The following is a 23,960-nucleotide window of genomic DNA, read 5'->3' on the forward strand; positions in this document are numbered from 1 at the left end:
TTTTTTGTGCGACAAATGGTTTGTTTTTTCAGATGAAGTGTTATTGGGGAGATAAAATGTGCTGAAATCGTTTAAAAAATAACTTTTGTTATATCTATCTATATTTTTTTTTGTTTTTTTTCAGTGCGAATTCAGCTTTGGCTAAATGTTGCAATAATGTTGTTTTATGTCAGTACAATGCGAATAAATACACCCCTCAAAAGGCTTTAATCGAAATATTAAGCAAAAGCTTAGTTGCAATAATGTTAACAGTTGTGTGCTAGTACTTTTGTTTAAGCATTAACTTAGCTATTTATTTGCAGAGATTAGTAAACATCAAGTTGACAGCGCTAATTGCATTTAGCATTATTGGAAGGTTGATATCTATTAAAAGATATCAGGGTTGTTCTCTTCGGAGGATAATTAAATTATAAAAGTAACATTACTTAATTGGTTGGGAACTATGTCTGTTAAAATCAGAAAGAGTCTTGTAGCAACTGCGTTGGTTGGCGCATTTGCATTTGCAAGCAGCAATGTGATTGCAGATCCTTTGAATGACGTGCAAAAAGCAGGTCAACAAATTCAAAAGGCTGCGGTTAAGTCTCAAACTAAAATTGACAATGTATATGGTCAAACTCAGGAGCTAATCGCTGAGTACCGTAGCGTTGTTGATGAGACTGAACTTATGAAAGTGTATAACGATCACGTGTCGCGCTTGGTTGATAGCCAAAACGCGTCTATTGAATCGTTTGATCGTCAAATCGCTACGATTGATAACACGAAACAAAACGTTGTGCCTTTGATGTATCGCATGATCGATACGCTTGAGCAATTCATCAAAGCGGACGTTCCATTTAATCTAGAGACGCGTTTAGGACGTGTTGAAAGACTACGTGAAATCATGGTTTCTGCGTCTGTAACGACGTCTGAAAAATTCCGTCAAGTACTTGAAGCTTACACTATTGAAACAGCATACAGCTCACTTGTATCTGCTTCACAAGGTACACTAGAAGTTGATGGCAAAAGTATTAACGTTGATATCGGTCAGTTAGGTCGTATTACTTACGTTGCTCAGTCTTTTGACTTGAAACATGCTTGGGTGTGGGATAACAACACTAAACAGTGGAAAGAATTAGGTGAAGAATACCTAAAACCTGTTAAAGAAGTTATTCGTATGGCGCGTAAGCAAGCGACATTAGAACTTGTTAAACTACCTATCTTTGGCGCGGAGTAATCAATAATGAAGAAACTATTTAAAGGTTTTGCTGTTGCCGCAGTACTAACTGTTTCTGCAGGTACCGCGTTAAATGCACATGCAAATACTGGAGCTCTAGATAAAATACTTGAGCAAGTAAAGCAAGAGCGTATCTCTGAAGGTAAAATCGATAAGAAACGTGAACAAGAGTTCTTATCAGATCGTGCTGACAAGCAATCTTTACTTAATAAAGCTAAAAGCCAACTTGCTTCTGAGAAGTCTCGTGGTGAAAGCTTAACTAAGCAATATGCACAAAATGAAAACACGTTAGCTGAAAAAGAAGCCGCTCTTCAAAGTGCTCAAGGTACTTTGGGTGAGATGTTTGGTGTTGTACGTCGTGCAGCTCAAGACGCTATCGGTTCTATCGAAGCATCACTAGTTAGTGCTGAGAAACCTGGCCGTGCTGAAATCTTACGTTCATTAGCTGCTGCTAAAGAACTTCCTACAGTTCGCGAACTTGAAGAACTTTGGATTTCACTTCAAACAGAAATGACTGAATCAGCTAAAGTTTCAACTTTTGAAACTGAAGTTGCTGGTCTTGACGGTAACCCGTCAATGAAGAAAGTAACGCGTATCGGTAACTTTAACTTAGTTACAGACGATGGTTACTTAATTTATTCACCAGAAACTAAGTCTATTCAGCCTCTAGGTAAACAGCCTGATAGCTATATTTTAGACGGTATCACTGATCTTGAAAATACATCACCAGATAACTACGCTGGTGTTTATATCGATCCGACTCGTGGTGCTATCTTACGTATCAACACTCAAAAAGCGACACTTATGGAATACTTCCATCAAGGTGGCGTAGTTGGTTATATCATTACAGCTTTACTAGCTTTAGGTATGCTAATTACTCTAATTCGCTTTGTTGACCTTACACTTACTACTAGTAAGATTAAGAGCCAGCTTAAAAATGTTGCTACACCGAATACAAATAACCCACTGGGTCGTATTCTTAAAGTGTACCATGACAACAAGAACCAAGATGTTGAAAACCTTGAGCTTAAACTTGATGAAGCGATTCTACGTGAAACGCCACGCATCGAAGCTGGTATCAACATAATTAAGATTCTTGCTGCAATCGCACCGTTACTAGGTCTACTAGGTACAGTAATCGGTATGATCTTAACGTTCCAAACAATCACATTGTTCGGTACGGGTGATCCGAAGATCATGGCAGGTAACATCTCTCTAGCACTTGTAACTACAGCGCTAGGTCTAATTGCTGCATTACCACTAATTCTACTTCATGCTCTTGTAGCTGGTCGTAGTAAGTCGGTATTACACATCCTTGATGAGCAAAGCGCGGGTATCGTTGCTACTCACGCGGAGAAGGAGAAAGCCTAATGCTAGTCCTGATGGAGATATGGGAATCTATCAGGGATTTTGTTGGCACAGGCGGCCAGGTTTTATACGTGGTCGCGATAGCACTCTTTCTGATGTGGGTTTTAATGATTGAGCGCTATTGGTTTCTACTTGCAGAGTTTCCTCGCACAGCGAAAGAAATTGTAGCAAAGTGGGATGCCCGCCAAGACACTACGTCTTGGTACGCACACAGAATCCGTGAAGCATGGATTTCTGAAGCGTCTGAAAAATTAGATCAGCGTATGTTGTTGATTAAGACATTAGTAGCTGTTTGTCCTTTAATAGGCTTACTTGGTACTGTTACTGGTATGATCTCGGTTTTTGAAACCATGGCCAACCAGGGTACGGGTAATGCACGCTTAATGGCATCAGGTATTTCAATGGCAACAATCCCAACAATGGCTGGAATGGTTGCGGCACTATCTGGAGTATTTTTTAGCTCACGTCTTGAGACAAAAGCTAAAATGGTGAAAGCCAAACTTATTGATAGTATGCCTCATCACTAGAGAGAGAATTAAATATGGCACGTAAACAACGTTTTCGTGAAGAAGAAGAAGCAGCGGTTGATATGACGCCAATGCTTGACATCGTATTTATCATGCTTATTTTCTTTATCGTAACTACATCGTTCGTTAAAGAGGCTGGTATCGAGGTCAATAAACCAAAAGCTGCCCAAGCTACTAAGCAAAAAAATGCTAACATTTTTATTGCTATTCGTAGTAACGGCGAAATCTGGGTTGATAAACAACAAATTGATGTTGAACGTATTTCAGCAAAAATTGAAAGTTTATTAGCAGAACAACCTACTGAAGTTGTGATTATACAAGCTGATAAAGAAGCTAAACACGGCACAGTGGTTAAAGTTATGGACCAGATTAAAGCGACGGGTGACAACCTTAGAATTTCAATAGCTGGAGATCAGTAATGATTCGTTTTCTGTTTTCACTGATTGCAGGTGGGGCAGTTACTTTCGGCTTGTTCTACTTCATGGCCTTCCTCATCTCTGGTGGGGCTGACCGTAATACGGAACAAAAAGAGCAGATCATAGTCGAAATAATGACGAATCCGCCTGAATCTAAGGTGCAGGAGAGGAAGCGTGTACCGCCTCCTCCTCCACCACCGCCAAAGCAGCCGCCTAAACCGCAGCCGCCACAGCCGGAAAATAATAATCCAAACCCTGGTGCTATGTCATTTAACATGGGTAGCATTGATGTTGGTAGTTCAGCTGGTGGACTAAGTGGTCCTGGTGCATTTGGACGAGATGGTGATGCGACACCTATCGTTCGTATAGAACCAAAATATCCAACGCAAGCAGCACGTGATGGCAAAGAAGGTTGGGTACAACTTTCATTCACAATTGATGAGTTAGGTGGAGTGATTGACGTTGAAGTAATTGACGCAGATCCAAAACGTATCTTTGACCGTGAAGCTAAACGCGCACTGCGTAAGTGGAAGTACCGTCCTAAGATCATTGACGGAAAACCACAGAAACAACCAGGTTTACAAGTTCAATTAGACTTTAAACTTAACCAAGGCAACTAAGGAGGCGAGTAATGAGAAATTTTTCTAAAGTAACTGCTCTTGCGATTCTTATGTCTGTGTCGGGTGCTACTTTAAGTGCATCTGTTTTAGCAGCGCCAGATTACGCAAAGATTGAAGAGCGTAAAAAAGCAAAAACTAAAATCATGGGCGAGCGTACTGGTAAAAAGGTAATTAAAGCATTTGACTTGTACAACGAAGAAAAAGTTGATGAAGCAATTGTTTTGCTTAGAGAGATTGAACCTTCGAATGACTTTGATAAAGCGACCGTAAATCGTTACTTAGGTAGCATGTACGCTCAAAAAGAAAAGTATGACGAAGCGATTAAGTACTCTAAGCAAGCAGTTGCCCCTGATGTTTTAAACTTTGCTGATCAAGAACAGACTCTAAAACTGTTAGGCGATTTATACGCCGGTACTGAAAAGTATCAAGAAGCCAAAAAAGCTTATGTAGCTTGGATGGACTTCACTGGCCAAGAAGATCCTACGGTTTATACACGTATCGCTCAAGCTAACTATCAGTTAGAGCAATTTCGTGATGTTTTTGAACCAGCAGATAAGGCAATTAAACTTCAAAAAGAACCTAATAAAGGTCCTTACCAATTAAAACTGGGTGCATACTTTGAACTTAAAGACTATGCAAACATGGTTAAGATTGGCGAAGAGATTGTTCGTGTATGGCCTGATGATAAAAAAGCTTGGGTTAGCTTAGGTAAATATTACCTACAAACCGAAGACTATCAAAAAGGTTTAGCAACGATGGAAGTTGCTTACAAGAACGGTTACTTTGAAAATGAAGTTGAGTATAAAGTCTTATCTAACTTTTACTCTCTAAACGAGATCCCTTTTAGAGCAGCTGTAACGCTAGAAAAGGCCGTTAAGAGTGAAAAAGTAAAACGTACAAAGCAGAATGTTAGCGCGATTGCTAGTAACTATCATCGCTCTAAAGATCTAGAAAAAGCTGCTAAGTACTACGAAGAAGCTGCTAAATTTGATGACGACGCTGAACTTTACCGTAAAGCTGGTTCATTACTTTTACAATCTGAAAAATTCAGTGCTGCTGTTGTTCGTTTGAACAAAGCATTAGAGCTTGGCTCTGACAAAAAAGGTACTATTTATTCAGATTTAGCTGAAGCGTATTACTATCAAGGTAAGTATAAGCAAGCATATGCTGCAATTACTAAAGCTATGGATGACCCTCGCACACGTAAGTTTGCAAAGGGTTGGTCTACATATATTAAAGATAAAGCCGCTCGCAACGGTGTTAAAATTTAATTTTAATTAGCTAAAGCAACTTATAAAAAGCCCCTCTGGGGCTTTTTTTATTGGAACTACTATGTATAAAAAGCTCTCTTTTTCATTACTACTGTGCTTATTTTTAGCTGCATGTTCAAAGCAGCCTCAACCTTATGAGTCATTTGAAGACGCACAAGTTGCTTTAAAAACTTTAAACATGGCACTTGTACAACCAGACGCTAAAAAAATCGATAGGATTACTAAAGAGCAATTGGTCTTTTCTGATGCGTATTTAGTTAAACGTCATTCTATTTATCAGAACCTAATGGGTATGGAGCTTAATCTCAATCAAATTGCACAAGTAAACTACTTGGTTATTGCAGAGCGCTTTCCTGAGCGCTATTTTAATTGGCCGGCTCAAGTAAACGTATTAAAAAACATGCTTGCTTTTGAGGGGTCAAAAAGTACGCCGGATAATATTATTACTTGGCTTAAGTTAACCCAAGATACGCTAGACAGTGCTAAACAAAGCAATTTAAAGCTGAATAAAATTGAGCTCACACTACTACAAAGCTATGTATTGAGTGCGATAGGTAGTAATGACGTTCAACCAGCGCTTAAGAGTCATATAAGAGCTTTTAGCGATTATTTAGCTAGTTACAAGCCTAGAGGTAGTGTTGGTCTGAGAGGCCTGCCAAATGGGTCACAGTGGTATCAGAGCAAACTCAATTACTTTAGTGGCGAAGTACATTCACCGCTAGAGTGGGTTACTCTTTTAAATGAAAATATAAAAGTATTAGATCGTGTTGCAATCGATAGTAAATTGTCTATTTCTCATAAAAAATCGTTTTTAGTGCAGTATCTATCGAATGAAAAATTAATTGAAGGGCTTGATTGGCAGGCTGATTATCACGACTTACCTGCAATGGCGAGTAATATGAACATGTCTGATAAAGATAAAACATTGATGCTTGCAATGATGGAATCAGATATTGGCATTCATTACCATGCGTGGACTTTGCCACAGGCAAAGGTAAATCTTATGAAACGCTTAGAAATCACCCAAGAAGAGGCTCAATATTTAGTTGAAGATATAATACTCTACCCAGGGCAATCATTTAGCTTTATACAACAAATTATATAATGATTTGAAAGTGCGCTTATTGTGCGCACTTTGTACACCGTTGAGTTGCGGGGTCTAGTTCAAGTGATTTGGCTGGTATTTTTTCTTCACAGTCGCAGCAGTAGCCATATTGCCCAATTTCTATTTGGCTGACCGCCGCTTCTAATTTAGTCATGCGACTGATCAAAAACGCATACTCAGGACCTAGCTTCTCTGCTGCACAGTCTAACCATTCATTGTTTGCTGTATTATCTAAAATTTGTATTAAATGCTGATGTGTAGGGTAGGCTGATTTAGAAAGCATAGTTAATATATTTAATTTAATTTGTGCTATTTCATCGTTTAGTCTTTTTTGATGATGCATTATCAGTACAACCTTATTAAATTGGCTTCACGTTATACTGATATTATCTAGAGGCTTTAGGTTAGCCGTTATGATTTGAATCAAGTTGCGGTGCTTTGGCGTATTTATTTAATACGCTTGCCACATCTTCTTTACTTTTTAAACGCCTGATTTCATCAAATAAATCGATCGCTTGCGGGTATTGGCGTTTAAGGTAACCTAGCCATTGCTTTGTACGAGAAGCAAAATACTTTTCATCTTTTGCAGGGTCTTGATGAATAGCAGAGTGGATTAAGTGATAAATAATATGCTCCCATTGAAGGCCATCATATTGTTCATTATTTACATGAGCTTTAATTTTTTTTGCTAAATCAGGGTGCGAAAGGGCGCCACGACCAAGCATCAAATCAGTACATCCACTTCGTTTTTGGCAAAGCATTGCGTCCTCAACTTGCCAAATTTCACCATTGGCAACAACGGCAATATTTTTATCTTTTATTATTGGTGGAATTTTTTCCCAATAAGCTGGCGGGTTATAACCATCACGTTTGGTTCTGGCGTGTATAGCTACACTATTTGCGCCTGCACTTACCACAGCATCAACAATTTCTTGGCTGTTACTGTCATCATCAAAGCCTAAGCGAATTTTTGCACTTACTTCATGTTTATCATCTACAGCATCTCGGACTGCTTTAATAATCGTATACATGTGGTCAGGATCTTTAAGCAGTACAGCACCCCCTCGACTACGATTAACGGTTTTTGCTGGGCAACCAAAGTTAAGGTCGACCCCATGAGATCCTAAAGCAATTGCTCTTACTGCATTTTCGGCTAACGGATTTGCTTCTTGGCCGAGTAATTGAACACGCACAGGAGTACCTGCTCGCGTAAATCCATTATTATGTAGTTCAGGGCAAAATCGATGAAAAACTTTATCAGGTAAGCATGTTTCAACCACTCTTACAAACTCGGTAACGCACAAATCGAACCCACCAATGTCTGTGAGTAATTGGCGCATTTTAAAATCAACGACACCTTCCATAGGTGCTAAAACAAGTTTCATAAAGTGATTAATTTTGATAAAAAACTGGACGCATAGTTTACCTGTAAATCACACATTGATAAATCTGTAATTACCAACCATATTTAATGTAGAAACCGCAAAAGTAAATATTATGAAAATAAATGAAAGTTTTTATTCTTGTACAGGTCTACTTAAGCATACAAGCAATTTAAAATACATTTTTATTGCTGAGATTTACAATACTTGATTAAAGAGAGTCACAAAATGAATACAGTTAAAAAAAATACAATCGCGTTAACTTTAGGTGCAGTAGTTGTTGGCTCTGCAAGCTTTGTATCTGCAGATGTACAAGCCAACCCATTTGAGTTTCAACAATTAGTGACAGGTTACCAACTAGACGCTAAAGAAGGTAAGTGTGGTGAAGGTAAATGTGGCGGCGATGCTAAAGATGCAAAAGCTAAAACAGAAGGTAAGTGCGGCGAAGGTAAATGTGGCGGCGATGCAAAAGATGCAAAAGCTAAAACAGAAGGTAAGTGCGGCGAAGGTAAATGTGGCGGCGATGCAAAAGATGCAAAAGCTAAAACAGAAGGTAAGTGCGGCGAAGGTAAATGTGGCGGCGATGCAAAAGATGCAAAAGCTAAAACAGAAGGTAAGTGCGGCGAAGGTAAATGTGGCGGCGATGCAAAAGATGCAAAAGCTAAAACAGAAGGCAAGTGTGGCGAAGGTAAATGTGGCGGCGACGCAAAAGATGCAAAAGCTAAAACAGAAGGCAAGTGTGGTGAAGGTAAATGTGGCGGCGATGCAAAAGATGCAAAAGCTAAAACAGAAGGCAAATGTGGTGAAGGTAAATGCGGCGGCGATTCTAAAAAAACTAAAAAAGAAGGTAAGTGCGGCGAAGGTAAATGTGGCGGTCGTTAATATCTTATTCTAAATAAGTTATGCTAAAAGGGCCTTAAGGCCCTTTTTTGATAAGTTAGAGGTAGTTATGACACAAATCCAGAGTACAGATTTCGGGATGGTGGGCCTTGGCCTACGACGAGAAATGCTTGATGAACTGCTTGAACACGTACCTAATCAAGTAGATTTTTTGGAAGTTGCACCAGAGAACTGGTTAAAACTAGGTGGGCGCTTTAAAAAGCAATTTAGAACATTAACAGATGCAAACAATTTTGTGTGTCATGGATTATCACTGTCTATCGGTTCACCCGAACCACTGGATGTTGAATTTGTTAAGTCTTTAAAAGTTTTTTTTGAAGAGCACAATATAAAAATCTTTAGTGAGCACTTAAGTTACTGCTCTGGTACAGGCCATATGTATGACTTAATGCCTATTCCGTTTACACAAGATGCTATAGCACATGTTGTCCCTCGCATTAAACAAGTACAAGACATACTTGAGCAGCAAATTGCGATAGAAAATGTTTCCTATTATGGCGCTCCTGGACAGCAATTATCAGAGCTGGAATTTACAAATACCATTTTAGAGCAAGCAGACTGCAAGCTTTTACTGGATGTGAATAACATTTATGTGAATTCGATTAATCATGGCTATAACGCACAAGCGTTTTTAACTGGGTTACCCTCTAATCGTATTGCCTATGGGCACGTTGCAGGCCATTATAATGAGGCTGATGACTTAATAGTGGACACACATGGTGCTGATGTCATTGATCCTGTGTGGGAGCTACTGGATAAAGCATATAAAGTGCATGGCGTATTTCCAACCTTGCTTGAGCGCGATTTTAATATCCCTACAATGAATATTTTAACCAAAGAGTTAGATATAATTCATGAGCTACAAGCTAAACACATTACTTCAATGGTTTCAAAACAACGAGCTTAATATAAGCCTTTATAAATATTAAAAGAGTGCCTGGTTATGAGCTTTATTGAAATACAAAACGAATTTATGGCGCATATTCGCGAGCCTAAAAAAAATAAAAAGCCCAGCGGTATCGAAGACCGACGTATGGCCATTTATCGCGACCTATTTTTTAATAACATTGAAGGTTTTATATCATCAGGTTTTCCGGTATTAAAAACCTTATATACAGACAAGCAATGGCTGGTCCTTGTACGCCAATTTTTTAGCGAATATGATTGTCATTCGCCGTACTTTTTAGATATAGCAGGGGAGTTTATTAATTACTTATCAAGTGATTATAAAATGAAAAGATACGATCCCGTGTTTATGCTAGAACTTGCACATTATGAATGGGTAGAGCTAGATGTATCGATTGCACACGAAGATGAGCAAGAGCAAAAATTACAAACAACAGCGCTTACTAGTTCTGCTTTGTATTTATCGAAAACGGCAAGAAATTTAAGTTATCAATTTCCGGTTCAAAATATTAGCAATCACTTTAAACCAAAAGAGCCATCACCTCAGCCTAATTATTTTGTTGTATATAGAGATGAAGATGATGACGTTCAATTTCTGGCTACGAATGCGATGACTGCTTTGTTACTATCAATTATTGAGGCAAGTGATGGAGCGACATTTGACGACGTTTGCCAACAGGTATTCGCTCATGCACCACAGTTTAATGCAGATCAAATTGCTCAAGGCGCATTGGTTACCCTCAATGCAATGGTTGAACGCGGTGTAATTGTGACAAAAAATCAAGATTAAGGTCTTTATTGATGATTTTACATCGTCTATTATGGCAGCCTTATTTGTCGTGCTTAATAAAAGGTTGTACCAATGTCAGATGATAAAGACTTTAAAGATCCGTTCAACGCTACTTATTTTCTTGCTTTCTTAGCTGTATTTGCAGGGATTGGTTGTTTAAATGCAATATTAGGCTGGATCACTAGCTTAACTTAAAATGCATAGCGTTTATTAAGGCTGTTGCTTACTTCAGCCTTGAACCACTTTATTTTAATTACCCCCCATAGTTAATACTTCTTTTATAGTAACGCCAAACTCGCAATTAAAGGTTAGTTAAGGTTATAATCACCTGCTTTGTAATATAAACAATTGAGCAGTTAAAATTATGACTCAAGTAACACCAGCAATTATCAAAAACAGCATAACTACAATTGCTGATTATCCAAAGCCGGGCATCATGTTTCGCGATGTAACCACTTTAATGGCAAATCCAGAAGCCTTTAAAGCAACTATTGACGCGTTTATCGCAGAATATAAAGATCAGGGTTTTACTAAAATAATTGGCACAGAATCACGTGGCTTTATTTTTGGTGCGCCGCTGTCTTACGCATTAGGCATTCCGTTTATTCCAGTTCGTAAACCAGGTAAGTTACCACGCGAAGTTATTCGTCAAGATTACTTACTTGAGTACGGTGAAGACACGCTAGAGCTGCATGTTGATGCAATTGTACCTGGCGATAAAGTATTATTAGTTGATGACTTATTAGCAACTGGCGGCACAATTGAAGCCACAGCTAAATTAGTTCATAAACTAGGTGGCGAAGCCACAGATGCTGCATTTGTTGTATCACTACCAGAACTTGGTGGCGAGCAGCGCATCAAAAAAATGGGTATTAAAATTCTAAAATTGGTTGAATTCGAAGGCGAGTAATCGATGAGTTATCAGGTTCTAGCGAGAAAATGGCGTCCTCAAACCTTTCATGAATTGGTTGGGCAGTCTCATGTTAAGCAAGCGCTTGTAAATGCGCTTACACAAAATAGACTGCATCACGCTTATTTATTCACTGGAACCCGCGGTGTAGGTAAAACCACTATTGCGCGTATTTTTGCTAAAAGCTTAAATTGCGACGAAGGTATATCTGCAAATCCGTGTGGCCAATGTAGCAGCTGTTTAGATATAGAAGCAGGGCGCTACATTGACTTACTCGAAATAGATGCGGCTTCTCGTACAAAAGTAGAAGACACCCGCGAAATACTCGATAACGTTCAATATGCACCAACACGTGGACGTTATAAAGTATACCTAATCGATGAAGTTCACATGCTTTCTAAGCACAGCTTTAATGCGCTTTTGAAAACGCTTGAAGAGCCACCAGAGCATGTGAAATTTTTATTGGCGACGACCGATCCTCAAAAACTACCAGTTACTATTTTATCTCGCTGTTTACAATTCAACCTAAATGCCTTGTCGCAAAGTGAAATTAAAACACAGCTTGAACACGTACTTACTCAAGAGCAGCTTAGCTTTGACACTGATGCACTTAGCATTATTTCAAAAGCCGCTGATGGCAGTATGCGTGATGCGCTTAGCTTAACTGACCAAGCTATTGCACAAACAAATGGTGATATTAATAATCAAGCAGTACAAACAATGCTTGGTTTAATGGATACTCATTATAGCCAAAGCTTGCTTGCAGCATTACTTGCACAAGATGGCGCTGCGCTAATGGATGAGATTGCACAGGTGGCAAGTCGTAATCCTAATTATGTTGCATTGCTTGATGATTTAATTGCACTTACGCATTTGACCCAACTAACCCAGTTAGTGCCAGAAGCGGCAGGGCTAGATGAAAAAAATGTAGATTATATTGCTCATGTTGCACAACATACGAGCCCACAACAAATTCAAATTTATTATCAGTTACTGTTAAATGGTAAAAAAGATTTACAATGGGCACCAGAGCCTCGTTTAGGTTTTGAAATGATAATGCTAAGATTATTAGCATTTAAGCCTACAGACGCTCAACAAACTGTACACACAGTAAACGAAGAGCCGGCCCCAAATAAACAAGGCCGCGCAAATGCACTGCGAGATATATTAAATAAAAATAAAACATCGCAAAACACTGTAGCTAGCCAAAGTAGTGTCCCTGTAAATAATACTAAGCCAGTTAGCAATACAGAGCAGCCTAAATCCCTTGAGATAGAGCCTTTACCAAATGTTGCCGCTCAGACATTGAATAATGATGTCGTACAAAGTAATAATGAGCCAACCCAAGTTGCAGTAGAGCAACCGGTTCAACAAAGTGAAAACGCTATTGAGCAACAGGCTTCAGCTAATGAGCAATCACAAACCAATGTTGTTTCGGATGCTCAAGCCCAGCGCCAAAGTGAAGATGAAGCTTACATGCAACATAGTGATGCTGAGCAAACGTTAGCTTCGCAGTTTGATGATATAATGAGTAGCGCTGTAGATCAGGGTTTTAAACCTGCACCTACTGCAAACTCAGAGTCTTCACCAGAGCCCTTAACAAATCACAATGCAAGTACGCCAATAGCTGAACAAGAAGCGCAGGCGCAATCTGCCATTGCTCGTATTTTACGCGACAGAAACATATCGGGTGCGGGTAGGTTATCAGGCAAGAGTACAAGTACATCTGCAAATAATGTAGCAGTGCAGCCAAGCCAAGCGCCTGCTAAAAAGCCAGAACAGCATCCAAGAATGCCTAAAGCCCAAAGTGTTCATCAAGGTAGTGCAGATACAAGTGCAAGTGAGCTTAATAGCCCTTCAGGTAATGCGTCTGGCGATATCCCTCCTTGGGCAACTGATAGCGAAGGTGAGAGTGAAAAAAAGCATGAGTTCCCAGTAACAGGGGGCCAAACTCAGGCACATAATCACTCCAACATAAAGCCAACTAGTAAGATTGATTTTAAAGCAAAGCACCAAAAAATTACTGAAAATCTTGCGCCAGAATTACTTGAGCAAATAAACCCTCAAAAAGCGCCTGAAATAGTGCCAGAGGAAGTAAGTATTCCTGCCCCTGATGATTTTCAAAGCCCAATTAGTGAAATTAGATTTGCACATCAACAAGATGAATGGGCTTATTTAATTAAACGTATGGGACTGGGTGGTCGTATGCGCCAATTTGCATTGCATTCAATATTTACCAAGCAAGGCAACAGTTTACATATAGACGTTGATGAATCACAAAAGCATTTAGATACACCGATGCTTCGCCAAAGATTAGATGCCGCATTGTCGAGTATTTATGAGCATAAGGTGTCGTTAAGTATTAATTTTGCTAAGGGAGTTATTGACTCTCCTTATCTTATTCAGCAAAAAATTGATGCAGGTCGTCATCAACAAGCAATCGATGTGATCACATCTGATGAAAACATAGTACAATTTCAGCAAGTATTTAGCGCCGAAATTGACGAAAACAGTATTCAGGCATTGTAATTACTTACAATCGCCCTTATGTTCATGTTAATTAATGTATTAAAAGAAAGAGAGAAAGTTATGTTTAAAGGTGGAATGGGCAACATGATGAAGCAAGCGCAGCAAATGCAAGATCGCATGCAAAAAGCCCAAGACGAAATCGCAACATTAGAAGTTGTTGGCGAAGCCGGTGCCGGTTTAGTTAAAGTAACCATGCTTGGTAACCACAATGTACGTCGTGTTCAGCTTGATGAAAGCCTTATGGAAGACGACAAAGACATGATTGAAGACTTACTTGCAGCAGCATGTAACGATGCTGTACGCCGTGTTGCAGAAGAAACACAAGAGCGCATGGGTAAAGTAACTGGCGGTATGCAATTACCACCAGGTATGAAAATGCCGTTTTAAGTAAATAATGCAACTTTCAGATAGTTTAAATCAGCTTATAGAAGCACTGCGCTGTCAACCGGGCATTGGTCCAAAGTCAGCGCAACGTATTGCTTTTCACTTGCTTGAGCGCGACCGAAAGGGAGGCACTCAGCTTGGTAATGCATTGACTAAAGCAATGACAGCCATAGGGCATTGTCGGTCTTGTCGTACTTTTTGCGAACAAGCTCAGTGCGATATTTGTTTAAGTACAAAACGCCAAGACAGCGGCATATTATGTGTTGTTGAATCGCCTACTGACGTGCTTGCAATTGAGCAAACGGGTCAGTACTTAGGGCTATACTTTGTTTTAATGGGTCATTTATCGCCAATTGACGGTATCGGCCCTAAAGAAATTGGCTTAGATGTTTTAGAGCAAAAACTTGCTCAAGGCGGTATTAATGAGGTTATTTTAGCGACTAACCCTACCGTTGAAGGCGACACTACTGCTCATTATATTGCTCAGCTTTGTCATAAATATAAAGTAGGTGCTTCGCGTATTGCTCACGGTATTCCTGTGGGGGGCGAGCTTGATTTAGTAGATGGTAGAACGCTTATGCATGCTTTTAGCGGCAGGCGTTTAGTTACACAAGACTAGGGCGTGTTGAACTTTGCGGGTTGAAATTTGTTCAATCTAGGGGCGGTTTAATCGCGGCGCGAGGTTTGTAACCTAGTGGGCTAAGTAAAAATCGAGCAACAAAGAGTTAATCGTCCCTAGAAAGAACCCAAAGGGCAGCGCATGTTTGGTATTTATGCTGCGTTATCGCCTATTTATGGGGAATAACCACACTACACAAGCTCTGCCTTGCCTAAAAACCAAACATACTGCTGTAAATTCAACCACGGAAGGTCAGCAGGCCCTAGCTCTAAGCCACTATTTGAAAAGATATTATAAAAGCCTACATGATTAAATTATGTAGGCTTTTTTGTTTTTAAGGTAAGCTTAGAAGCAATCTAATACCAATCCGCAATAATACTTAATCATTTTGCGGGGCTAAACGTGTCGCTACCTGCGTTAAAAAATTCTCATTTAGAACAACTAAATAGCGAATTTTTTGCCTAGCTATCAACACGTTTTTCCGCCCTCAAAATAGATCATTTAATTAAACAAATTGGTATAATATATTTTTGGGCTATGTCTCTAATTAGTAAGGAATACAATGAAAGATAATCAACCCTACCAAGGTACATTACTGGGTAGTAAGCGTTTTTTACCGCTTTTTATTACGCAGTTTTTCTCAGCGATTAACGATAACGTGTATAAGCAATCAGTGCTTATTTTATTGATATTCCAGGCTGCAACGCTTGCTGATGGCGCACTTTATTCAAATATTGCTGCTGGGTTATTTATCCTACCTTTCTTTTTATTTTCAGGGATGGCGGGGCAGCTAGCTGAAAAAACAGAAAAATCCAAACTAATCAGAATCGTAAAGCTATGTGAAATCCCTATTATGGTTGTAGGGGCTGTCTCTATTTTAACGCAGTATCTTTGGCTGATGTTAGCCACCGTATTTTTAATGGGCGTACAAAGTACGTTTTTTGGTCCATTAAAGTACTCTATTTTACCGCAGCACGTAGCCCCTAACGAATTAACAAAAGCGAATGGCTTGGTTGAATCAGGCACGTTTGTAGCAATATTAATTGGTACAATTTTTGGCACCTATTATATTACTCAATCAGTAGGGCCTACGCTTATAAGTATTGCCGTATTAGTACTGGCTGTTATGGGTTATGTGAGCAGTCGCTTTATACCCATTAGTGAGGCAAACGAGCCTAACTTAAAATTTACCTATAATATATTTTCATCCACGAAAAACGTATTTTCAGCACTTAATTCGCAAACAGAATCGGTTGGTAAATCAGTCCTCGGGATCAGTTGGTTTTGGTTAATTGGCGCAATTATTTTAACGTCCCTACCAAATTATGTAAAACACACAATGGGCGGCGATGAACTGGTTGTAACTAGCGCGCTTGTTGTGTTTTCACTAAGTATTGCTATTGGTTCGTTATTGTGTGAAAAGCTTTCTCGCTCTCGAATAGAATTAGGAATTGTGCCTTTTGGCGCTATTTTAATTACCTTGTTTTTATACTTACTAAGCCAAGAGAGCGCTATTAGCTCTTATTTACCTCAAAACCTTGAATTATTGACGCTTGATCAGTTATTAAAAACAGGCGACATGTTGTGGCATTTTGTATGGATGGCAGGCATTGGTATTGGCTCTGGTTTTTATACTGTACCTCTGTATGCGCTTATTCAACAGCGTACTGAAGAGTCGAGTCGCTCACGAGTTATAGCGGCTAACAATGTATTAAATGCACTGTTTATGGTGGGCAGTGCTGTTTTAAGTATTGTAACGCTGTCTGTTTTTCAGTGGAGTATTTCAGAGTTGCTACTGTTACTTGCTGGGCTAAACCTGCTTATATCTGTTTATATTTATACCAAAGTACCAGAGTTCTTTTTACGATTTATTATATATATTTTAGCTATTTGTATGTACAGAGTGCGTACAAAAGGTGAAAGTAATATTCCAGATGAAGGCGCTGCCGTTATAGTGTGTAATCACGTGAGCTTTGTCGATTGGATGTTTATTTTAGCAGCATCACCAAGGCCTATCCGATTTATGGTATTTGCCCCTATTTATTATTCGCCAGCCCTACATTGGTTATTTAAAATGGCCAAAGCTATTCCCATTAACAGTGAAAAAACCAATCCGGAAGCGTTTAAAAAAGCGTTTGACGAAGTGGCTGCTGCGCTTAATAAAGGTGAACTTGTTGGTATTTTCCCTGAAGGAAAACTAACCAGTGACGGCTCTATCGATATTTTTCGCCGTGGAATCGAGCGCATTATTGAGCGCTCACCTGTGCCCGTTATTCCTGTGCATTTAGGGGGCTTGTGGGGAAGTATGTTTAGCCGAAAAGCTAAGTGGCAACTACCACGATTAAAATGGTCTTTGGTGTCGGTTGCAGTAGGTACCCCGATTGCCGCTGACAAAGTAGTAGCAGACGATTTACGTGAGCAAGTATTGGCTTTAAAAGCGCTTCATTCAAAAGATATTGACTAATTTAATGGCTAACTCAATATTGGATACACCAGTAGAGTCACAAATGATTGTTGATGACTTTGTAGCGCCTAAGTGCGACGGGTTTATTGAAATATTATATCAAGATGATGATATTTTACTGATCAATAAACCCAGTGGGTTATTAAGTTTGTCTGGTAAGAATCCGCTTAACTGGGACTCAGTACATTACCGTTTAGTACATGGTCAAAAAGGGTTAACAGCCGCATTTGCTGAGGCTAAGTTACCGCATCGGTTAGATTTGGGTACATCGGGCATTATGATTGTTGGATTAAACGCCAAAGCATCAAAGCATCTTAATAAACAGTTTCAGGCGCGTACTATTCAAAAGCGTTATGTAGCCATGTTAGAGGGTAGCTTAGCTGTTGATGAGGGGAAAATTACTGCACTAATAGCAAAAGATAAACTGCTTTTTCCGCGAGTTAAAATTTGCCAAACGACGGGCAAAGTAGCGGTGAGTGAATACAGTGTGCTTGAGCGGCTTAAACAACCGTGCAGAACCTTAGTGCAATTTACGCCCGTTACCGGACGTACCCATCAATTACGAATACACAGCCAGTTTATAGGGCACCCAATTTTAGGCTGTGATTTATATAAAAGTGCGCAAAGTGAGTACATGGCAGGACGCTTACAATTACATGCCAGCGATTTATATTTTGAACATCCAATAACAGGTGAAAAGATTCATATTAATTGTCCGCACCCATTTTAGATAAACGAGATATTCTATTTTTTCGTTTCACCTTTTTTTGATTTTTCCCTTGAAGTTCTAACACCTCACCCCATATTAAGTGCATAACGCAGACACTTTGCAAATTGGAGATATATAAATGACTGCAGCACAAAAAGAAACATTAGGCTTTCAAACAGAAGTAAAACAATTATTAAACTTAATGATTCATTCTCTTTATTCTAATAAAGAAATATTTTTACGCGAACTTGTGTCAAACGCATCAGATGCAGCAGACAAGTTACGCTTTTTAGCGCTATCTCAAGGCGACCTTTACCAAGGTGATGCCGATTTACGTGTTCGTATTAGCGCAGATAAAGAAGCAAATACAATTACCATTTCTGATAATGGTATTGGTATGACACGTGATGAAGTAATTAGCTCATTGGGTACTATTGCAAAGTCGGGTACTGCTGAGTTTTTCAAAAACTTAACGGGTGATCAAAGTAAAGATTCACAGTTAATTGGTCAATTTGGTGTTGGTTTTTACTCAGCATTTATTGTTGCCGATTTAGTAACTGTTCGTACACGTAAAGCGGGTGAAACAACTGCTTACGAGTGGGAATCTCAAGGTGAAGGCGAATACACGCTTCAAGAAATTGAAAAAGAAGGCCGTGGTACCGACATTATTTTACATCTTCGTGATGAAGAAAAAGAATTTGCTGACGATTACCGCTTACGTGGCATTGTTACTAAATACTCAGACCATATTTCAACACCGGTACAAATGTTTAAAGCAGAAGTACCTGAGTCTGAAGGCGAAGACGGCGAAAAAATTCCAGCAGTACCAGGTGAGTGGGAAAGTATTAACCGCGCAACTGCATTGTGGACGCGTGATAAGTCAGAGCTTTCTGATGAAGAATACAAAGAGTTTTACAAGCACGTAAGCCACGACTGGGAAGATCCACTTAGCTGGGCACATAATAAGGTTGAAGGTAAAACTGAATACACGAGCCTTTTATACATCCCTAAAAAAGCACCTTTTGATTTATGGAACCGTGAACGTCAAAGTGGCTTAAAACTTTACGTACAACGTGTATTTGTAATGGATGATGCTGAGCAGTTCATGCCAAGCTACCTTCGTTTTGTGAAAGGTTTACTAGATTCAAACGATTTACCTCTAAACGTATCTCGTGAAATTCTACAAGACAACAAAGTAACGCAAGCTATTCGTAAAGGGTGTACATCGCGCATTATTAAAATGCTTGAGCGTATGGCTAAAAACAAAGCTGACGATTACCAAGTATTTTGGAATGAGTTTGGCCAAGTAATGAAAGAAGGCCCAGCTGAAGATGCGGCAAATAAAGAAGCCGTATGTAAGCTACTACGTTTTTCGTCTACTCATACTGATTCAGAAACGCAAGATGTGTCGCTTGAGCAATATGTTGAGCGCATGAACGAAGACCAAGACAAAATTTACTATGTAGTAGCTGATACATTTACTTCTGCGAAAAATTCTCCTCATTTAGAGATTTTCCGCAAAAAAGGTATTGAAGTATTGTTATTAAGTGACCGTGTTGACGAGTGGATGATGAGCCACTTAACTGAATTTGCTGATAAGCAACTACAGTCAATCACACGTGGTGATTTAGATTTAGGTAAGCTGGACGACGAAGAGACTAAAAAAGCGCAAGAAGAGTCTGAAAAAGAAATGGCAGGCCTTGTTGAGCGTATTAAAACAGCACTAGGTGATGACGTTAAAGAAGTGCGCTTTACGCACCGCCTAACAGATTCTCCAGCATGTGTTGTAAGCGACGACAACGACATGAGCTCACAAATGCAAAAGCTAATGGAATCTGTTGGTCAAGCAGCACCAGAAGCAAAACCTGTGTTTGAGCTAAACCCAGAACACCAACTTGTTAAGCATTTGAATGACGAACAAGATGAAGATAAATTTTCACAGTGGTCACATGTTTTATTAGACCAAGCATTACTTGCAGAGCGCGGTACACTTAAAGATCCAACTGGGTTTGTTACTCGCCTAAACAAACTAATGCTTGAACTAAGCAAGTAGTCAGTTAACTATTTAGTTAATAAAAGTATAAATTATATACTTTAAATAAAAGGGAACGTATGTTCCCTTTTTTAATGCGCTGTAAATACATCAACAACTCATCAATTAGTATAAGTTGCTTGAGTATCGGCGGCGCTTGTGGAAGAATTCAGGCTTTAAAATAAATATCCATACTAGGGGACAATAATATGCGCATTATTCTTTTGGGCGCGCCGGGTGCAGGTAAAGGTACTCAAGCTCAGTTTTTAATGGACAAATACGGTATTCCACAAATTTCTACTGGCGACATGTTACGTGCAGCAATTAAAGAGGGCACGCCATTAGGCTTAGAAGCAAAAAAAGTAATGGATGCTGGTCAACTAATTTCTGACGATATTATTATTGGTTTAGTAAAAGAGCGTATTACTAAAGCTGATTGTGAGAAAGGTTTTTTACTTGATGGCTTCCCACGCACAATTCCTCAAGCTGATGCGATGAAAGAAAATGGCGTAGTGGTTGATCACGTTATTGAATTTGACGTGGCTGACGAAGTGATTGTTGAACGTATGGGCGGACGTCGCGTTCATCCTGGTTCTGGTCGTGTTTACCATATTGTATATAATCCACCAAAAGTGGAAGGTAAAGACAACGAAACTGGGGAAGACTTAATTGTTCGCGCTGATGATACTGAAGAAACAGTACGTAAACGTTTAGGTATTTATCACGAGCAAACTATGCCATTAGTTGATTACTACCAAGCAGAAGCTGCTGCTGGTAATACTCAATACCACAAACTAGATGGTACACAAGCTGTTGAAGCTGTAAGTTCACAACTTGGTGAGCTTTTAGGTTAATTATAAAAGCACATTAAAAAACCGCCAATTGGCGGTTTTTTGTTTTAAGGTTGTTTAGCATTGCTTAATCAGTGCTATTTAATCGGCTTTAAAGCGTTTTAAGTTTCTCAATTACGCTGTTGTATTCTGGTTCAGTTGAAAGGCTACTAACTAATTGTTTATAAATGACGTTATGGCTTTCATCTAAAATAAATACCGTTCGCGTTAATAAGCCCATATCTTTAATAATCAATCCGTATTTTTGGCCAAAATCGCGCCAAACAGAATCTGATAACGTAGTGATTTTATCAATATTTTCAGCTTTGCAAAAACGCTTTTGAGCAAATGGTAAATCAGCACTAATTGTTAGCATTACAACACTTGGAAATTGCGAGGCTACTTTTTCATTAAAATGCTTAGTTTGCAGGCTACAAATACCTGTATCAAGACTTGGCACTACACTTATCAATACAGCTTGGCCTTTGTAATCCTCAAGTGTCACAGGGATGAAGTTGTCATCAACTACTTTGAAATTTGGCGCGCTATCTCCAACAGAGATCCCTTTGCCTAATAAAGTGACTGGTTTGCCTTGTGCAGATACTTTTCCTATGTCTAGCGTGTTTTCTGGGTAATCGGCTGCAATAGCCACAGAGCAAAATGCGCTCAAAGCAAAGGTAAGTGAACGTAACATAAGGTATTTCCTTTTAAATTAACGCAATGGGCGTCAGTGTATTATACTGCGCTATAGTAACCAAGAGATTATACCGCCCTAATGAAGTTGGGATTAGTTCTGCAATATAAAAATTGTAACTGTGCTAAACTTTGATTAACATGAAGTTACAAAATATATCTTCAATAATAAAAATAAAAACCATCATAAAATGATTTTAATGCTCATTACTGGTTTAGAAACAGAGAGATAATATGTCAACATCGGTACTAATATGTGATGACTCAAAATTAGCTAGGCGTCAGCTAGCTCGTTCATTACCTGAAGATTGGGACATTAAAGTTGAATTTGCACTCGACGGCGTTGATTGCATAAAGCAAATAAAGTTAATTGAACCAGAAATACTTTTTCTCGATTTAAACATGCCTGAAATGGATGGGTATGAAGTATTAATCGCTATGAAAGAACAGGGGCTAAACATACTCACTGTTGTTGTCTCTGGTGATATACAGCCAAGTGCACATCAAAGAGTGCTTGAACTGGGTGCTATCGATTTTATTCAAAAACCATGTTCCCCCGAAAAACTAGCCAGCATAATTGAACACCATGGGATTAAAGATAAAGCCATGCGTGAGCGTCTCTCTCATTCGCTTGGAGAGCAAGTCGACCCTGATGTTCGGGATATATACCAAGAACTCACTAACGTTGCTATGGGACAGGCTGGGGATTTACTTGCACGTCTTCTTAATGTGTTTGTAGAGCTACCAATTCCTAATGTGAATATTTTGGAAGTTAATGAACTCGATATGGCGCTGCAGTCTATAGATAATAATGCAGCTACATCGGGTGTGTGCCAGGGCTTTATTGGCGGTGGCATTTCGGGCGAGGCGCTATTACTTTTAAATGATTCAAGCTTTAAAGAAATAGCTTCTTTGATGAATTATGACGGCGAGTTAAACGATAAAATTGAACTTGAGCTGCTTATGGATATTAGTAATATTTTGATAGGCGCTATTTTAACGGGTCTTTCAAAACAGCTCGATATGTCATTTAGCCAAGGGCACCCCATAGTACTTGGCCAACACAGAGATGTGTCTGAGCTGGTTAAATCAAACAAGTCACGTTGGCAACGCACCCTTGCTATAGAGATTAGTTACGGTATTGAAAACCATGATATAAATTGCGACCTCATGCTGTTATTTACTGAAGATTCACTTAAAACTTTGAAGTATAAAGTTGCTTACCTATTAGAAGATTAAGTTATGGCTGCAGATTTAGAAATGAATGAGATCCATTGGCTTATGGATATGTTTAATACCGTTGATGTAGGCCTTGTAGTACTTGATAGAGATTATAAGGTGTGTGTATGGAATGGTTTTATGGAAAACCATTCAGGGCTTCTACCAAGCGCAGTAAAAGATAAAGACCTATTTGATTTATTTCCAGCAATAGACGAAAAATGGTTTAGAAGTAAATCAGAATCGGTTTTTGTTTTAAAAAACCGCTCTTTTACGATTTGGGAGCAGCAGCCATACATTTTTAGGTTTAAAAATTATAGACCTATTACTGGTAAAGCTGATTACATGTATCAAAATGCGACATTTATCCCTCTTACAAATACGATGGGCGAAGTTAGCCATATTTGTATTATTTTGTATGATGTAACAGATGTCGCGGTAAATAAAAAAGAGCTTGAAGAGTTAAACAAAAAATTAGAACAAGTAAGTCAAACAGATAGCTTAACGCAGCTTGCAAACCGTGGACACTGGGAAGGTACGCTACGCCAAGAGTTTTTGAGAGTTAAGCGAAGTGGTGGCTGTAGTACATTATTAATGTTTGATATTGACCACTTTAAAAAAATAAATGATGAATATGGCCATAGCTGTGGTGATGAATCGCTTCGTCATTTATCTAACTTACTACGTACGACGCTGCGCGAAACTGATGTTGCAGGGCGCTATGGCGGTGAAGAGTTTGCAGTAACATTACTTGATACAGATAAAGAAGGCGCTTTTGTATTTGCTGAGCGTTTAAGGGTATTGATTGAAACTAACCCTGTTAAGTATAAACACTTTGAAATAACAATGACGGTAAGTATAGGGCTGGCTGGTAGCAGTAATGATTTTAAAAATCATGAGCGCTGGATAGAGGCTGCAGATAAAGCACTGTACCAGTCTAAAAATACAGGGCGAAATAAAGTAATAGCCTACGAAGATATAAAAAATGACGCTTAAGCGTCATTTTTTATATCCAGAATTTAGGGTTAAATAATACCGTGTTTTTATAACCTGCTGAGCAAACCCAATCAGTAT

General features: G+C 39.1%; 24 protein-coding genes. 21 read left to right on the forward strand and 3 right to left on the reverse strand.

The genetic code is table 11. From position 1 onward, the window contains the following. Positions 1–442 precede the first annotated feature (442 nt). The 7 genes from I6F66_RS03315 to I6F66_RS03345 all read left to right on the forward strand — a co-directional run bounded on the left by I6F66_RS03315 (position 443) and on the right by I6F66_RS03345 (position 6,520). On the forward strand, positions 443–1,213 hold the full coding sequence (locus I6F66_RS03315) for a DUF3450 domain-containing protein (protein WP_024590812.1): 771 nt from the start codon (positions 443–445) through the stop codon (positions 1,211–1,213). Positions 1,214–1,219: 6 nt separating this feature from the next. Further along, the gene (locus tag I6F66_RS03320; RefSeq protein ID WP_007583865.1) at positions 1,220–2,584 is read left to right on the forward strand and encodes a MotA/TolQ/ExbB proton channel family protein; all 1,365 of its coding nucleotides are present in this window, start codon (positions 1,220–1,222) and stop codon (positions 2,582–2,584) included. After that, entirely contained in the window at positions 2,584–3,108 is a 525-nt protein-coding gene (locus tag I6F66_RS03325; protein WP_002961709.1) for a MotA/TolQ/ExbB proton channel family protein, read from the forward strand. The genes I6F66_RS03320 and I6F66_RS03325 overlap by 1 nt, the downstream gene beginning before the upstream one ends. 14 nt (positions 3,109–3,122) lie before the next feature. Next, positions 3,123–3,527, forward strand: a complete 405-nt coding sequence (locus I6F66_RS03330) for a biopolymer transporter ExbD (RefSeq protein ID WP_007583867.1) — start codon at positions 3,123–3,125, stop codon at positions 3,525–3,527. Continuing rightward, positions 3,527–4,144 carry an energy transducer TonB gene (locus I6F66_RS03335; protein ID WP_165728220.1) on the forward strand — a complete coding sequence of 206 codons (618 nt, stop codon included), beginning with the start codon at positions 3,527–3,529 and terminating at the stop codon, positions 4,142–4,144. The genes I6F66_RS03330 and I6F66_RS03335 overlap by 1 nt, the downstream gene beginning before the upstream one ends. Before the next feature lie 11 nt (positions 4,145–4,155). After that, positions 4,156–5,415: a tetratricopeptide repeat protein gene (locus tag I6F66_RS03340; protein ID WP_165728221.1), complete on the forward strand. Its 1,260-nt coding sequence runs from the start codon at positions 4,156–4,158 to the stop codon at positions 5,413–5,415. Positions 5,416–5,476: 61 nt separating this feature from the next. Further along, on the forward strand, positions 5,477–6,520 hold the full coding sequence (locus I6F66_RS03345; protein WP_165742005.1) for a hypothetical protein: 1,044 nt from the start codon (positions 5,477–5,479) through the stop codon (positions 6,518–6,520). Between the two features lie 16 nt (positions 6,521–6,536). Here I6F66_RS03345 and I6F66_RS03350 read toward each other — a convergent pair whose 3' ends face one another. Together I6F66_RS03350 and I6F66_RS03355 are read right to left on the reverse strand one after the other, a co-directional pair. After that, a complete protein-coding gene (locus I6F66_RS03350; RefSeq protein WP_024590816.1) occupies positions 6,537–6,863 on the reverse strand; it encodes a TraR/DksA C4-type zinc finger protein in 327 nt (108 codons plus the stop codon). Between the two features lie 61 nt (positions 6,864–6,924). Continuing rightward, positions 6,925–7,905 (reverse strand): tRNA-dihydrouridine synthase, encoded by a 981-nt coding sequence (locus I6F66_RS03355; protein ID WP_007583877.1) that lies wholly within the window; start codon positions 7,903–7,905, stop codon positions 6,925–6,927. Positions 7,906–8,130: 225 nt separating this feature from the next. Here I6F66_RS03355 and I6F66_RS03360 point away from each other — a divergent pair, with 225 nt between their 5' ends. From I6F66_RS03360 to adk, 12 genes are all read left to right on the forward strand, one after another. Further along, positions 8,131–8,784, forward strand: coding sequence for a hypothetical protein (locus tag I6F66_RS03360; protein WP_231611821.1), 654 nt, complete (start codon positions 8,131–8,133; stop codon positions 8,782–8,784). Between the two features lie 67 nt (positions 8,785–8,851). Continuing rightward, complete coding sequence (locus I6F66_RS03365; protein WP_165728225.1) at positions 8,852–9,709, forward strand: DUF692 domain-containing protein; 858 nt, start codon at positions 8,852–8,854, stop codon at positions 9,707–9,709. 36 nt (positions 9,710–9,745) lie between these two features. After that, positions 9,746–10,498, forward strand: coding sequence for a DUF2063 domain-containing protein (locus I6F66_RS03370; protein WP_165728226.1), 753 nt, complete (start codon positions 9,746–9,748; stop codon positions 10,496–10,498). Positions 10,499–10,570: 72 nt separating this feature from the next. Continuing rightward, entirely contained in the window at positions 10,571–10,693 is a 123-nt protein-coding gene (locus I6F66_RS22760; protein WP_002962301.1) for a hypothetical protein, read from the forward strand. A gap of 169 nt (positions 10,694–10,862) precedes the next feature. Next, on the forward strand, positions 10,863–11,408 hold the full coding sequence (gene apt, locus I6F66_RS03375) for an adenine phosphoribosyltransferase (protein WP_007584093.1): 546 nt from the start codon (positions 10,863–10,865) through the stop codon (positions 11,406–11,408). Between the two features lie 3 nt (positions 11,409–11,411). Then, on the forward strand, positions 11,412–13,937 hold the full coding sequence (dnaX, locus tag I6F66_RS03380; RefSeq protein ID WP_165741290.1) for a DNA polymerase III subunit gamma/tau: 2,526 nt from the start codon (positions 11,412–11,414) through the stop codon (positions 13,935–13,937). Positions 13,938–13,997: 60 nt separating this feature from the next. Then, positions 13,998–14,324, forward strand: a complete 327-nt coding sequence (locus I6F66_RS03385; protein WP_002962306.1) for a YbaB/EbfC family nucleoid-associated protein — start codon at positions 13,998–14,000, stop codon at positions 14,322–14,324. Between the two features lie 7 nt (positions 14,325–14,331). Next, positions 14,332–14,940 (forward strand): recombination mediator RecR, encoded by a 609-nt coding sequence (gene recR / locus I6F66_RS03390; RefSeq protein WP_165728228.1) that lies wholly within the window; start codon positions 14,332–14,334, stop codon positions 14,938–14,940. Positions 14,941–15,502: 562 nt separating this feature from the next. Beyond that, positions 15,503–17,404 (forward strand): MFS transporter, encoded by a 1,902-nt coding sequence (locus I6F66_RS03395; protein WP_165741105.1) that lies wholly within the window; start codon positions 15,503–15,505, stop codon positions 17,402–17,404. A gap of 4 nt (positions 17,405–17,408) precedes the next feature. Next, a complete protein-coding gene (locus I6F66_RS03400; protein ID WP_165741104.1) occupies positions 17,409–18,134 on the forward strand; it encodes an RluA family pseudouridine synthase in 726 nt (241 codons plus the stop codon). A 118-nt stretch (positions 18,135–18,252) separates the two neighbouring features. Continuing rightward, entirely contained in the window at positions 18,253–20,166 is a 1,914-nt protein-coding gene (gene htpG / locus I6F66_RS03405; protein WP_024592695.1) for a molecular chaperone HtpG, read from the forward strand. 188 nt (positions 20,167–20,354) lie between these two features. Further along, the gene (gene adk / locus I6F66_RS03410) at positions 20,355–20,999 is read left to right on the forward strand and encodes an adenylate kinase (RefSeq protein WP_010553395.1); all 645 of its coding nucleotides are present in this window, start codon (positions 20,355–20,357) and stop codon (positions 20,997–20,999) included. An 88-nt stretch (positions 21,000–21,087) separates the two neighbouring features. Here adk and tpx read toward each other — a convergent pair whose 3' ends face one another. Beyond that, positions 21,088–21,669 carry a thiol peroxidase gene (gene tpx / locus I6F66_RS03415; RefSeq protein WP_024598337.1) on the reverse strand — a complete coding sequence of 194 codons (582 nt, stop codon included), beginning with the start codon at positions 21,667–21,669 and terminating at the stop codon, positions 21,088–21,090. A 233-nt stretch (positions 21,670–21,902) separates the two neighbouring features. Between tpx and I6F66_RS03420 the strand changes: the two genes are divergently transcribed. Together I6F66_RS03420 and I6F66_RS03425 are read left to right on the forward strand one after the other, a co-directional pair. After that, on the forward strand, positions 21,903–22,907 hold the full coding sequence (locus I6F66_RS03420) for a response regulator (protein WP_007584074.1): 1,005 nt from the start codon (positions 21,903–21,905) through the stop codon (positions 22,905–22,907). Between the two features lie 3 nt (positions 22,908–22,910). Further along, positions 22,911–23,882, forward strand: coding sequence for a diguanylate cyclase (locus I6F66_RS03425; protein WP_024592692.1), 972 nt, complete (start codon positions 22,911–22,913; stop codon positions 23,880–23,882). The last annotated feature ends 78 nt before the right edge of the window (positions 23,883–23,960 follow it).

The sequence above is a fragment of the Pseudoalteromonas sp. NZS100_1 genome (genome assembly GCF_015864285.1).
Classification (GTDB): domain Bacteria; phylum Pseudomonadota; class Gammaproteobacteria; order Enterobacterales; family Alteromonadaceae; genus Pseudoalteromonas; species Pseudoalteromonas arctica.

Bases quoted from the DNA above. Each gene is read 5' to 3' on its own strand.
- I6F66_RS03400 (WP_165741104.1), top strand. From the start codon at position 17,409: ATGGCTAACTCAATATTGGATACACCAGTAGAGTCACAAATGATTGTT.
- I6F66_RS03320 (WP_007583865.1), top strand. From the start codon at position 1,220: ATGAAGAAACTATTTAAAGGTTTTGCTGTTGCCGCAGTACTAACTGTT.
- I6F66_RS03355 (WP_007583877.1), bottom strand. From the start codon at position 7,905: ATGAAACTTGTTTTAGCACCTATGGAAGGTGTCGTTGATTTTAAAATG.
- I6F66_RS03395 (WP_165741105.1), top strand. From the start codon at position 15,503: ATGAAAGATAATCAACCCTACCAAGGTACATTACTGGGTAGTAAGCGT.
- I6F66_RS03330 (WP_007583867.1), top strand. From the start codon at position 3,123: ATGGCACGTAAACAACGTTTTCGTGAAGAAGAAGAAGCAGCGGTTGAT.
- recR (WP_165728228.1), top strand. From the start codon at position 14,332: ATGCAACTTTCAGATAGTTTAAATCAGCTTATAGAAGCACTGCGCTGT.
- I6F66_RS03425 (WP_024592692.1), top strand. From the start codon at position 22,911: ATGGCTGCAGATTTAGAAATGAATGAGATCCATTGGCTTATGGATATG.
- htpG (WP_024592695.1), top strand. From the start codon at position 18,253: ATGACTGCAGCACAAAAAGAAACATTAGGCTTTCAAACAGAAGTAAAA.
- I6F66_RS03325 (WP_002961709.1), top strand. From the start codon at position 2,584: ATGCTAGTCCTGATGGAGATATGGGAATCTATCAGGGATTTTGTTGGC.
- I6F66_RS03420 (WP_007584074.1), top strand. From the start codon at position 21,903: ATGTCAACATCGGTACTAATATGTGATGACTCAAAATTAGCTAGGCGT.
- I6F66_RS03335 (WP_165728220.1), top strand. From the start codon at position 3,527: ATGATTCGTTTTCTGTTTTCACTGATTGCAGGTGGGGCAGTTACTTTC.
- dnaX (WP_165741290.1), top strand. From the start codon at position 11,412: ATGAGTTATCAGGTTCTAGCGAGAAAATGGCGTCCTCAAACCTTTCAT.
- I6F66_RS03315 (WP_024590812.1), top strand. From the start codon at position 443: ATGTCTGTTAAAATCAGAAAGAGTCTTGTAGCAACTGCGTTGGTTGGC.
- I6F66_RS03350 (WP_024590816.1), bottom strand. From the start codon at position 6,863: ATGCATCATCAAAAAAGACTAAACGATGAAATAGCACAAATTAAATTA.
- tpx (WP_024598337.1), bottom strand. From the start codon at position 21,669: ATGTTACGTTCACTTACCTTTGCTTTGAGCGCATTTTGCTCTGTGGCT.
- I6F66_RS03340 (WP_165728221.1), top strand. From the start codon at position 4,156: ATGAGAAATTTTTCTAAAGTAACTGCTCTTGCGATTCTTATGTCTGTG.
- I6F66_RS03385 (WP_002962306.1), top strand. From the start codon at position 13,998: ATGTTTAAAGGTGGAATGGGCAACATGATGAAGCAAGCGCAGCAAATG.
- I6F66_RS22760 (WP_002962301.1), top strand. From the start codon at position 10,571: ATGTCAGATGATAAAGACTTTAAAGATCCGTTCAACGCTACTTATTTT.
- I6F66_RS03370 (WP_165728226.1), top strand. From the start codon at position 9,746: ATGAGCTTTATTGAAATACAAAACGAATTTATGGCGCATATTCGCGAG.
- I6F66_RS03345 (WP_165742005.1), top strand. From the start codon at position 5,477: ATGTATAAAAAGCTCTCTTTTTCATTACTACTGTGCTTATTTTTAGCT.
- I6F66_RS03365 (WP_165728225.1), top strand. From the start codon at position 8,852: ATGACACAAATCCAGAGTACAGATTTCGGGATGGTGGGCCTTGGCCTA.
- apt (WP_007584093.1), top strand. From the start codon at position 10,863: ATGACTCAAGTAACACCAGCAATTATCAAAAACAGCATAACTACAATT.
- adk (WP_010553395.1), top strand. From the start codon at position 20,355: ATGCGCATTATTCTTTTGGGCGCGCCGGGTGCAGGTAAAGGTACTCAA.
- I6F66_RS03360 (WP_231611821.1), top strand. From the start codon at position 8,131: ATGAATACAGTTAAAAAAAATACAATCGCGTTAACTTTAGGTGCAGTA.